The sequence below is a fragment of the Stutzerimonas stutzeri KOS6 genome, assembly GCF_000307775.2.
Taxonomy (GTDB): Bacteria; Pseudomonadota; Gammaproteobacteria; order Pseudomonadales; family Pseudomonadaceae; genus Stutzerimonas; species Stutzerimonas stutzeri_B.
The window spans coordinates 674678-685755 of sequence record NZ_KK020677.1; the positions used below are offsets into that span (position 1 = coordinate 674678).

12 protein-coding genes are annotated in these 11078 nt (G+C 68.0%); all 12 read left to right on the plus strand.

Translation table 11 applies throughout. The annotated features are described in order from the left end of the window. Position 1: 1 nt before the first annotated feature. The 12 genes from B597_RS43520 (at position 2) to B597_RS43575 (ending at position 10883) form a co-directional block, all read left to right on the plus strand. Entirely contained in the window at positions 2-571 is a 570-nt protein-coding gene (locus B597_RS43520; RefSeq protein WP_003292573.1) for a hypothetical protein, read from the plus strand. Beyond that, positions 568-1179 carry a cob(I)yrinic acid a,c-diamide adenosyltransferase gene (gene cobO / locus B597_RS43525; protein WP_003292575.1) on the plus strand — a complete coding sequence of 204 codons (612 nt, stop codon included), beginning with the start codon at positions 568-570 and terminating at the stop codon, positions 1177-1179. Before B597_RS43520 ends, cobO begins: the two co-directional genes overlap by 4 nt. A gap of 517 nt (positions 1180-1696) precedes the next feature. Continuing rightward, entirely contained in the window at positions 1697-2989 is a 1293-nt protein-coding gene (locus B597_RS43530; protein WP_003292577.1) for a cobyrinic acid a,c-diamide synthase CobB, read from the plus strand. Continuing rightward, a complete protein-coding gene (gene bluB / locus B597_RS43535; protein ID WP_003292578.1) occupies positions 2986-3633 on the plus strand; it encodes a 5,6-dimethylbenzimidazole synthase in 648 nt (215 codons plus the stop codon). Before B597_RS43530 ends, bluB begins: the two co-directional genes overlap by 4 nt. Continuing rightward, the gene (locus B597_RS43540) at positions 3630-4430 is read left to right on the plus strand and encodes a cobalamin-binding protein (RefSeq protein WP_024162466.1); all 801 of its coding nucleotides are present in this window, start codon (positions 3630-3632) and stop codon (positions 4428-4430) included. Before bluB ends, B597_RS43540 begins: the two co-directional genes overlap by 4 nt. Next, positions 4427-5338 (plus strand): adenosylcobinamide-phosphate synthase CbiB, encoded by a 912-nt coding sequence (cbiB, locus tag B597_RS43545; protein ID WP_003294679.1) that lies wholly within the window; start codon positions 4427-4429, stop codon positions 5336-5338. Before B597_RS43540 ends, cbiB begins: the two co-directional genes overlap by 4 nt. After that, positions 5331-6320, plus strand: a complete 990-nt coding sequence (gene cobD / locus B597_RS43550; protein WP_003294680.1) for a threonine-phosphate decarboxylase CobD — start codon at positions 5331-5333, stop codon at positions 6318-6320. The genes cbiB and cobD overlap by 8 nt, the downstream gene beginning before the upstream one ends. Next, entirely contained in the window at positions 6317-7768 is a 1452-nt protein-coding gene (locus B597_RS43555) for a cobyric acid synthase (RefSeq protein WP_024162467.1), read from the plus strand. Before cobD ends, B597_RS43555 begins: the two co-directional genes overlap by 4 nt. 216 nt (positions 7769-7984) lie before the next feature. Next, the gene (gene cobU / locus B597_RS43560; protein WP_003294682.1) at positions 7985-8503 is read left to right on the plus strand and encodes a bifunctional adenosylcobinamide kinase/adenosylcobinamide-phosphate guanylyltransferase; all 519 of its coding nucleotides are present in this window, start codon (positions 7985-7987) and stop codon (positions 8501-8503) included. After that, positions 8503-9552: a nicotinate-nucleotide--dimethylbenzimidazole phosphoribosyltransferase gene (gene cobT / locus B597_RS43565; protein WP_024162468.1), complete on the plus strand. Its 1050-nt coding sequence runs from the start codon at positions 8503-8505 to the stop codon at positions 9550-9552. Before cobU ends, cobT begins: the two co-directional genes overlap by 1 nt. Then, positions 9549-10124: an alpha-ribazole phosphatase family protein gene (gene cobC, locus B597_RS43570; protein ID WP_024162469.1), complete on the plus strand. Its 576-nt coding sequence runs from the start codon at positions 9549-9551 to the stop codon at positions 10122-10124. Before cobT ends, cobC begins: the two co-directional genes overlap by 4 nt. 21 nt (positions 10125-10145) lie before the next feature. Further along, complete coding sequence (locus tag B597_RS43575) at positions 10146-10883, plus strand: adenosylcobinamide-GDP ribazoletransferase (protein WP_003294685.1); 738 nt, start codon at positions 10146-10148, stop codon at positions 10881-10883. Positions 10884-11078: the final 195 nt, after the last annotated feature.

Below are 11078 nucleotides of genomic sequence, written 5' to 3' on the forward strand. Positions count from 1 at the left end.
AATGATCAAGCTTGCCCCGAGATACCAGCTGTTGGTCGGCCTTGCGCTCGCCGCGCTGCTGGCCATGACCCGCGGTCAGCACTTCGCCAGCGTGAACCTGCCCAGCGCGTCCTGGGCGGTGTTCTTCCTCGCCGGTGTGCTGCTACGGCCGAAGTGGGTGTTTCCGGCGCTGTTTCTCGAGGCATCGCTGCTGGATTTCGCCGCCATCCAGTGGGCTGGCGTGAGTGACTGGTGCATGTCGCCGGCTTACTGGATGCTGGTGCCGGCGTACGGTTCGCTGTGGCTCGGCGGTCGGCTCTACGCCCGCTGGCATCGCGATCAGGCCAGCAGCCTGGCGATGCTGGCGCTGTGCGTGATGGCCAGCGCCTTCGTTTGCTACCTGTTCTCTGGCGGCGGCTTCCTGTATTTCTCCGGGCGCTACCCGGAGCCGACCCTGGCGCTGCTGGCCGAGCGCATCGCCACCTATTACCCGCGCTACCTGTCGACCCTGGCGCTGTATGTCGGCGTCGCCGCGTTGCTGTTCGTCGGCCTGCGCGCCTGGGCCGGGCAGCGTGACGAGGCCCGCGCATGAGCGAATCCAGCGAACGCGACGATCGCCATAAGGCGCGCATGCAGCGCAAGAAGGCGCTGATCGACGAGAAGATCGCCGAGGCGCAGGAGGAGTATGGCCTGCTGCTGGTGCACACCGGCAACGGCAAGGGCAAGAGCAGCTCGGCTTTCGGCATGGTGGCGCGTGCGCTCGGCCATGGCATCAAGGTCGGTGTGGTGCAGTTCATCAAGGGCGCGGCCAGCACCGGCGAGGAGGCGTTCTTCCGGCGCTTCCCGGACGAGGTTCGCTACCACGTCATGGGCGAGGGCTTCACCTGGGAGACCCAGGACCGCCAACGCGACATCGCCAAGGCCCGCGAGGCCTGGGCAGTGGCGGCCGAATTGCTGGCTGATCCCGAGATCGGTCTGGTAGTTCTGGATGAGCTGAATATCGCGCTGAAATACGGTTATCTGGAACTCGAACCGGTGCTCGCCGATATCGAATCGCGGCCGCTGTTGCAGCACGTCGTGGTCACCGGCCGTGGCGCGCCGGCCGGGCTGATCGCGGCGGCGGACACCGTCACCGAGATGGGCCTGGTCAAGCATGCGTTCAAGGCCGGGGTCAAGGCGCAGAAAGGAGTGGAATTCTGATGCCGACGCTCACGGGTTGTGTAGGGTGGATGACGCCTTGTTCATCCACCATCGGCGTGGTCGGTGGATGGGTGAAGCGTCATCCACCCTACGGTGCCGCAGGCCTTGTTCATCGAGGTGCGATCCATGCCGGGATGACATCGGCCGGTAGTTGCGTAGGGTGGATGACGCCTTGTTCATCCACCATCGGCGTGGTCGGTGGATGGGTGAAGCGCCATCCACCCTACGGTGCCGCAGGCCTTGTTCATCGAGGTGCGATCCATGCCGGGATGACATCGGCCGGTAGTTGCGTAGGGTGGATGACGCCTTGTTCATCCACCATCGGCGTGGTCGGTGGATGGGTGAAGCGCCATCCACCCTACGGTGCCGCAGGCCTTGTTCATCGAGGTGCGATCCATGCCGGGATGACATCGGCCGGTAGTTGCGTAGGGTGGATGACGCCTTTTTCATCCACCACCCGCGTGGTCGCTGGATGGGTAAAGCGTCATCCACCCTACGCTGCTGACGAGAGACCGCGATGAATAGCAGAAGCTGCCCGGCGCTGTTGATCGCCGCGCCTGCATCCGGCCAGGGCAAGACCACCGTCACCGCCGCCCTGGCGCGTTTGCATAGCCGTCAGGGCAAACGCGTGAGGGTATTCAAGTGCGGGCCGGATTTTCTCGACCCGATGATCCTCGCGCGTGCCAGCGGCCGACCGGTCTATCAGCTCGACTTGTGGATGGTCGGCGAAGAGGAGTCGCGGCGCCTGCTCTGGGAAGCGGCGTGCGAGGCCGACCTGATCCTGATTGAAGGCGTGATGGGGCTGTTCGACGGTTCGCCTTCGGCGGCCGATCTGGCGCGGCGCTTCGGCGTGCCGGTGCTGGCGGTGATCGACGGCTCGGCCATGGCGCAGACCTTCGGCGCGCTGGCCCACGGGCTGAGCAGCTTCCAGCCGGACCTGCCGTTCGATGGCGTGCTGGCCAACCGGGTCGGCAGCGCGAGGCATGGCGAGATCCTGCGCGACAGCCTGCCGGCGTCGATCCGCTGGTACGGTGCCTTGCCGCGCAGTGCCGAGGTGGAATTGCCTAGCCGACACCTGGGGCTGGTACAGGCCGAGGAGCTGACCGATCTGGACGCTCGTCTGGATGCCGCCGCCGATGCCCTGGAACTCACTGCGGACACCGAGCTGCCCGCGCCGGTCAGCTTCGCCGCGCCGCTCAGTGCGCCACTCGAACCCTTGCTGGCAGGCGTGCGCATCGGTGTCGCGCGCGATGCCGCCTTCGCCTTTCTCTACCAGGCCAATCTCGACCTGCTGCAGGCGCTGGGTGCCGAACTGCTGTTCTTCTCGCCGCTGTGCTTCACCCGCTTGCCGACTGTGGACAGTCTGTACCTGCCGGGCGGCTATCCCGAACTGCATCTGCGCGCACTGTCGCGCAACCATGCCATGGCCGATGCCATCCGTGCCCATCATGTCGCCGGCAAGCCGATCCTCGCCGAGTGCGGTGGCATGCTCTATCTGCTCGACGGCCTGACCGACCGGGCCGATGAACGCGCGCAGATGCTCGGCCTGCTGCCCGGCGAGGCGCGCATGCACAAGCGCCTGACCGCGCTGGCGTTGCAGGAAGTGGCACTGCCGGAAGGGCGGTTGCGCGGTCACACCTTCCATCATTCGGCGCTGGAGTCGCCAATCGAGCCGTTGGCTCGCGGCGAGTGCCCGAACTACAGGCGCACAGCCGAAGCGGTCTATCGAGACGGGCGGCTGACTGCCTCCTACATCCATTTCTACCTGCCGTCCGATCCGGCAGCCGCCGCGGCGCTGTTCCGGCCATGAGCGGGCACGCCTTCAGCCCACAGGAGCGCGCAGCGGTCTATCGCGCGATCGGTGAGCGCCGCGACATGCGCCATTTCGCCGGCGGCGAGGTGGCACCGGAGCTGCTGGCGCGGCTGCTGCAGGCCGCGCACCAGGCACCCAGCGTCGGCCTGATGCAACCGTGGCGCTTTATCCGCATCACCCGCGCCGAGTTGCGCAGGGCCATCGCCGATCTGGTCGGCGCGGAACGTCAGCGCACGGCGGCAGCGCTCGGCGAGCGTTCCGCCGAGTTCATGCGGCTCAAGGTCGAGGGCATCGAGGATTGTGCCGAACTGCTGGTCGCCGCGTTGATGGATGGGCGCGAGCAACATATCTTCGGCCGCCGCACGCTGCCGGAGATGGACCTCGCCTCGCTGGCCTGCGCGATCCAGAATCTCTGGCTTGCGGCGCGCGCAGAGGGGTTGGGCATGGGCTGGGTGTCACTGTTCGATCCAGCGGCGCTGGCTGCCTTGCTCGGCATGCCGGATGGCGCCAAACCGGTGGCGATCCTCTGCCTAGGCCCGGTGCAGCAGTTCTACCCGGCACCGATGCTGGCACTGGAAGGCTGGACCACGCCGCGACCGCTGCACGAACTGGTTTTCGAAAATGCTTGGGAGTCGCCATGAACAAGGGGCCGCAGCGCATCGTCTGCCTGTCCACCGAGACCTGTGAAACGCTCTATTTGCTGGGTGAGCAGGCACGTATCGTCGGCATCTCAGGCTTCACAGTGCGTCCGCCACAGGCGCGCAAGGAGAAGCCCAAGGTCAGCGGTTTCACCAGCGTCAAGCACGAGCAGATTCTCGCCCTCGAGCCGGACCTGGTGCTCGGCTACAGCGACCTGCAGGGCGACATGCTCGCCGAGCTGGCGCGCGAAGGGCTGGAAGTGCATCTGTTCAATCAGCGCGATGTCGCCGGCATCCTGCGCATGATCGAGACCCTCGCTGCGCTGGTGCACGCCGGCGAGCGCGCGCGGGCGCTGATCGCCGAGCTGCAGGCGGGGCTGGATGCCGTCCGCGCCAGCGCCGCCGCCTTGCCGCGCCGGCCGCGGGTGTACTTCGAGGAATGGAACGAGCCGCTGATTTCCGGCATCGCCTGGGTCAGCGAGCTGATCGAACTGGCCGGTGGCGAGGACTGCTTCGCCGAGCTGGCGTCGTTCAAGCGCGCCAAGGACAGGATCATCGAGGACCCGCTGGAAGTGGCGCGCCGCGCGCCGGAGCTGATCGTCGGTTCATGGTGCGGCCGCCGCTTCCGGCCGGAGCAGGTCGCGGCTCGGCCGGGCTGGCAGGCGATTCCGGCGGTGCGCACGGGCCAGCTGCATGAGATCAAGTCGCCGGACATACTCAACCCCGGCCCGGCGGTGCTGACCGATGGCGTGCGCCAGCTGCATGCGCTGATCAGTGCATGCGCGCAGAGGGTCGAGTGAGTCTGTTTCTTACCGTTGGCGCGGCGCTGCTGCTGGATGCCTTGCTCGGCGAGCCGAAGCGGGCGCATCCACTGGTGGCATTCGGTCGCCTGGCCGATCGCCTGGAGCAGCAATTCAATGGTGCTGCGGCGCGCGGCTGGCGCAGCCATGGGGTGACTGCCTGGTGCCTGGCGGTGCTACCGCTGACCTTGCTGGCCTGGCTGTTCAGCCTGCTGCCGGGTGTCGGCTGGCTGGTGGAGATCGTGCTGCTCTATCTGGCCCTGGGCCTGCGCAGTCTCGGTGAGCATGCACTGCCGGTGGCCCGGGCGCTGTGGCGGCATAATCTGCCCGAGGCACGTCGCCGCGTCGGCTGGATCGTCAGCCGCGATACCACGCAACTGGACGAGGCAGGGGTGGCGCGTGCGGCCACCGAGTCGGTGCTGGAGAACGGCAGTGACGCAGTCTTCGCCGCGCTGTTCTGGTTCATCGTCGCAGGGGCGCCCGGCGTGGTGCTGTATCGCCTGAGCAACACGCTGGACGCCATGTGGGGCTATCGCAACGCGCGGTTCGAACGTTTCGGCTGGGCCGCGGCGCGCATCGACGACGTGCTCAACTACGTGCCGGCGCGGCTGGTCGCGCTGACCTATGCGCTGCTCGGGCGCACCCGCCGCGCGCTGCGTTGCTGGCAGACCCAGGCGCCGCTCTGGGACAGCCCCAACGCCGGCCCGGTGATGGCCGCCGGGGCCGGGGCGCTGGGCGTCGTGTTGGGCGGTTCCGCCATTTATCACGGTGAAGTGCATGCCCGGCCCGAACTGGGCCGAGGCGAAGTCCCGCAGGCGCGGCATATCGAACATGCGCTGGACCTGGTCTGGGGTGGGGTCGGCGTCTGGCTGCTGGCGCTGCTGTTCGGAGGCTGGTTCCATGCTTGAGCACGGTGGACGTCTGCGCGCAGCCGCCCGGCGCTACGGCATTCCGCTTTCGGATTGGCTCGACCTGTCCACCGGCATTGCCCCGTATCACCCGATGTTGCCGAGCATTTCCAACTGCGCCTGGACGCGCCTGCCGGAGCCTGACGATGGCCTGGAAGCGGCAGCCCGGCAGTACTACGGTGCGCGCGCGGTGCTGCCGGTGGCCGGTTCGCAGAGTGCCATCCAGGCCTTGCCGCGCCTGCGCGGATCGGCGCGGGTAGGCATCGTGTCGCCCTGCTATGCCGAGCACGCCGAGGCCTGGCGCCGCGTCGGCCACCGTGTCGTCGAGCTCTGCGCGGCCAGCGTGCCGCGTGCGCTGGACCAGCTCGACGTGCTGGTGGTGGTCAACCCGAACAATCCCACCGGCCAGTTGATCGCGCCGCAGCGTCTGCTGGAATGGCGCAGTGAGCTGGCGGCCCATGGCGGCTGGCTGGTGCTGGACGAGGCGTTCATGGACTGCACGCCGCAGCACAGCCTGGCCGAGCACAGCCATCTGCCAGGGCTGATCGTGCTGCGTTCGTTCGGCAAGTTCTTCGGCCTGGCGGGTGCGCGGCTGGGCTTCGTCCTGGCGCACACCGAGGTGCTGCGTGCGCTTGCCGAGCAGCTCGGGCCCTGGCCGGTCAGTGGCCCGACGCGCCTGCTTGGCAGCCTCCTGCTGGCTGATCGGGACGCCCAGCAGCGCCAGCGCGAATGCCTGCTCTGCGATGGCCAGCGCCTGGCCGATCTGCTGCGCCGCCATGACCTGACGCCGCTGGGCGGCTGCGCGCTGTTCCAGTTGTGGGTCAGCCCCGATGCCGCACTGCTGCATGGCTTCCTTGCCCGTCGCGGCATTCTCACGCGGCTTTTCGATCAACCTTCCAGTCTGCGCTTCGGCCTGCCCACCCATGTCGGCTGGGTGCGGCTGGAGCAGGCCCTGCAAGCCTTCAAGGAGCCGCATCCATGACCACGCTGATGGTGCAGGGCACCACCTCTGACGCCGGCAAGAGCACGCTGGTGACCGCGCTGTGTCGCTGGCTGGCACGCCAGGGCATTGCCGTCGTGCCGTTCAAGCCGCAGAACATGGCGCTCAACAGTGCGGTGACCGCCGACGGCGGCGAGATTGGCCGCGCCCAGGCGGTGCAGGCGCAGGCGGCGAACCTTGCGCCGCACACCGACATGAATCCGGTGCTGCTCAAGCCCAACAGCGATATCGGCGCCCAGGTGATCATCCACGGTCGTGCACTGACCAGCATGGATGCCGTTGCCTACCACGCCTACAAGCGTGTAGCGATGCAGGCGGTGCTCGACTCGCACCAGCGGCTGTCGGCGTCCTATCGCGTGGTGATGGTCGAAGGCGCAGGTTCGCCCGCCGAGATCAACCTGCGCGCCGGCGATATCGCCAACATGGGCTTCGCCGAGGCGGTGGACTGCCCGGTGATCCTGATCGCCGATATTGACAAGGGGGGCGTGTTCGCCCATCTGGTCGGCACCCTGGCGTTGCTCTCGGATAGTGAGCAGGCGCGGGTGCAGGGCTTTGTCATCAACCGCTTTCGCGGCGATATCGCACTGTTGCAGCCCGGCCTCGACTGGCTGGAGCAACGCACTGGCAAACCGGTGCTGGGCGTGTTGCCGTATCTGATGGATTTCCATCTGGAGGCCGAGGATGCCATCGATGCGCGCCAGGCAGACAAGACCGGCGAGGCGCTGAAGGTGCTGGTGCCGGTGCTGCCGCGCATCAGCAATCACACCGATTTCGACCCGTTGCGCCTGCACCCGCAGGTCGACCTGTGCTTCGTCGGCCCCGGGCAGGCGATACCCGCCGCCGATCTGATCATCCTGCCCGGCTCGAAAAGCGTGCGTGCCGACCTCGACTGGCTGCGGGCCAATGGCTGGGAGGCGGCGATCCAGAAGCACCTGCGCTACGGCGGCAAGCTGCTGGGTATCTGCGGCGGCCTGCAGATGCTCGGCACGCGCATCGCCGATCCGCTCGGGCTGGAAGGCACGGCCGGTGAGAGTGCCGGCCTGGGGCTGCTGGATTTCGAAACCGTGCTGGAGGCCGACAAGCAGCTGCGCAACGTCACGGGCCGGCTGTGCCTGGAGGGAGCCGAGATCAGCGGCTACGAGATCCATGCCGGGATGAGCGACGGGCCGGCACTGCGCCAGGCTGCGGTCGAACTGGACGATGGCCGCCGTGACGGCGCGATCAGCGCCGACGGTCAGGTGCTCGGTACCTACCTGCACGGGCTGTTCGAAACACCGGCGGCCTGCGCCGCCCTGCTGCGCTGGGCCGGGCTCGATGCGGTAGAAACCGTCGACTATCACGCGTTACGCGAGCGCGACATCGAGCGCCTGGCCGATCTGGTGGATGCTCATCTGGATACCCGCCTGCTGCGAGGGCTTTGCGGTGTCTAGCGATGCCCAGGGGATTTGCGCGAGGGGGCTGGGGCGACGAGTCCGCCCGCGCAGCCGCAACCTCGGGTTTCGTGGTTCGCGAGCATGGCTCGCTCCTACCGATCTGCGTGACGTAAAGCGGGGGCAACCCGCCGGTGAAGGAGCGGGCAATGCCCGCGAAGTCGCTGCGATACCGGGTGCCATGGCGCGCTGCTACAGACTATCTGGGAGGACCACATGCTTGAACTGATTCTCGGCGGTGCGCGTTCCGGCAAGAGCGGCCTGGCCGAACGGCTGGCGGTCGACAGCGGCCTGGCCGTGACTTATATCGCCACCAGTCAGGCACTCGATGGAGAGATGGCCGAGCGCATCGCTCATCACCGGCAGCGCCGTCCGGCGCACTGGGCGCTGATCGAGGAGCCGCTGCAGCTGGCTCGGGTACTGCGCGAGCAGGCGGCGGCGGAGCGCTGCCTGCTGGTCGACTGCCTGACCCTCTGGCTGACCAATCTGCTGATGCTGGACGCCCCGGCACGCCTCGCCGAGGAGCGTGATGCCCTGCTCGAGTGCCTTGCCGACTTGCCGGGCCGGACCATTCTGGTGAGCAACGAAACCGGCCTCGGCGTGGTGCCGCTGGGCGAGCTGACCCGCCGCTACGTGGACGAAGCTGGCTGGCTGCACCAGGCCGTGGCGGAGCGGGCGCAGCGGGTGAGCTTCATGGTCGCCGGGCTGCCCATGACCTTGAAGGGAGCACAGTGATGCATGAGTGGTGGAACGGACCTTGCCGGCAGCTGGACGAAGGCATCGCTGCGCGCGCGGCGGCGCGGCAGGACCAGCTGACCAAGCCGCGCGGCGCACTGGGCCAGTTGGAAGGCCTGGCGGTGGCCCTGGCAGCCATGCAGTCGAGCGAGCGGCCGCAGGTCGAGCGGGTGCATGTCACTGTGTTCGCCGCCGATCACGGCGTCGTGGAAGAGGGGGTTTCGGCCTACCCGCAGTCGGTGACCGGACAAATGTTGCGCAATTTCGTCGCCGGTGGTGCGGCGCTCAGCGTGCTGGCGCGCCGGCTGGCTACCCCGCTGGAAGTGATCGACCTGGGTACCGTGGAACCGCTGCAGTTGGAAGGCGTAAGCCACCAGCGGCTTGGCCCCGGCACGGCGAACCTGGCTCGCGAAGCGGCGATGAGCGCCGAGCAGTTGCGGCTGGCGCTGGCGGCCGGGCGCAATAGTGCAGAGCGTGCAGCGCAGCGCGCGGCGCAGCTGTTCATTGGCGGCGAAATGGGCATCGGCAACACCACCAGCGCCAGTGCCTTGGCCGCCGTGCTGCTGCCGCGCTCGCCACTGATCCTGGTCGGACCGGGAACCGGGCTGGACGTAAACGGCGTCCGCCACAAGGTGCAGGTCATCCAGAACGCGGTTCGGCTGCATGCCGATCAGTGCGCAGAGCCACTGGAAGCCCTGCGCCGGCTGGGTGGGTTCGAGGTCGCGGCCCTGGTGGGCGCCTATCTGGGCTGCGCGCAACTGGGCATTCCGGTACTGGTCGATGGCTTCATCTGCAGCGCCGCCGCGCTCTGTGCCGTGCGCCTGAATCCGGCCTGCCGGCCATGGCTGATCTTCGCTCATCGCTCTGCCGAGCCTGGGCATCTGGCCGTGCTGGAGGCGCTCGGTGCCGTGCCGCTGCTCGATCTCGGCCTGCGTCTGGGCGAGGGCAGCGGCGCGGCCCTGGCGGTACCGCTGTTACAGCAGGCCTGCGCGCTGCACAACGAAATGGCGACCTTCGCCGAGGCGGCGGTTTCGGATCGGCCTGCATGAGCATGCACATCGATCTGCTGCGTCATGGCGAAACCGAACGGGGCGGCGGCTTTCGCGGCAGCCTCGACGATGCCCTGACGGAGCGTGGCTGGCAGCAGATGCGCGATGCCGTGAGCGACGCCGGGCCCTGGGATGTACTGGTCAGCTCGCCGCTGCAACGCTGCGCCGCTTTCGCGCGTGAACTGGCCGCGCAGCGCGGCCTGCCGCTGTATCTGGAGGCCGATCTGCGCGAACTGCATTTCGGCGCCTGGGAAGGGCGTAGCGCCGCTGAACTGATGCAGAGCAGCGCCGAGGCGCTCGGCCGGTTCTGGGCCGATCCCTACGGCTTCACCCCGCCGGGCGGCGAGCCGCTGGTGCAGTTCGAGAATCGCGTACTGGCGGCCATGGCGTGCCTGCAACGGCGTTTCACCGGGCGGCGGCTGCTGGTCATCGGCCATGCCGGCGTGATGCGGCTGCTGCTGGCGCGGGCACGTGGTCTGCCACGCGAGCGTCTGCTGGAAGTGCTGGTGGCCCATGGCGAGCTGCTGCCGCTGAGCCTGCGGGCGGCGGACGAAGCTGGCTGCTCCATCTGAGAATCCTACGCGGGAATACCGATGTCGCCTTTCCTGATCGCCCTGCAATTTCTCACCAGCCTGCCGATCCGGCTGCCCGCGATGCCTACGCCGGAGCAGCAGGGGCGTTCGTTGCTGCATTACCCCCTGGTCGGGATGTTGCTCGGCACACTGCTCTGGCTGGCGGCACTGCTGCTGGATGGCGTGCCGCAACTGCTGCAGGCGGCGCTGCTGCTGACGCTTTGGGTGGCGCTGACCGGCGCCTTGCATCTCGATGGCCTGGCCGACAGCGCCGATGCCTGGCTCGGTGGCTTCGGAGATCGCGAACGCACCCTGGCGATCATGAAGGACCCGCGCAGCGGACCCGTCGCCGTGGTGGTACTGGCGCTGTTGCTGTTGCTCAAGTTCTCCGCGCTGCTGGCGCTGCTGCAGGCACAGCAATCCGTGGCACTGCTGCTCGCACCCGTGCTGGGCCGTGCGGTGTTGCTGGCTCTGTTCCTCGGCACCACCTACGTGCGACCCAATGGACTCGGCCATGCGCTGGCGACGAATCTGCCGCGGCGCCGGGCGCGCGGGGTGCTGGCAGTGGTCGCTCTGGGCTGCCTGCTGTGTGGAATGACCGGACTGACCGCCCTGTTGCTGGCGATTGCGACATTTTTGCTCGCACGCCGCGCCATGCTGCGCCGACTCGGCGGCACCACGGGCGACACCGCCGGCGCATTGCTCGAGCTGGTGGAGTGCATGGTGCTGGTGGGGCTGGCCTTGCGGGTCGGCGGGTAAGTTGTGGAGCAGGCCCCCGCCTGCACAGCGGAAATGCATGCTCCAGACCCAAAAGCATCGCCCCGAGGTCGGGCCTCCCACAAAGGCAGCGAGTGCACACCATGCCCGGTGGGAGGCGCGCCCTCGCGGCGAAGCAGGCTGAGGCCTGCCGGAAACTCACCGGCAAGCCATCGATCTTTCCGGTGCCGCCATGCA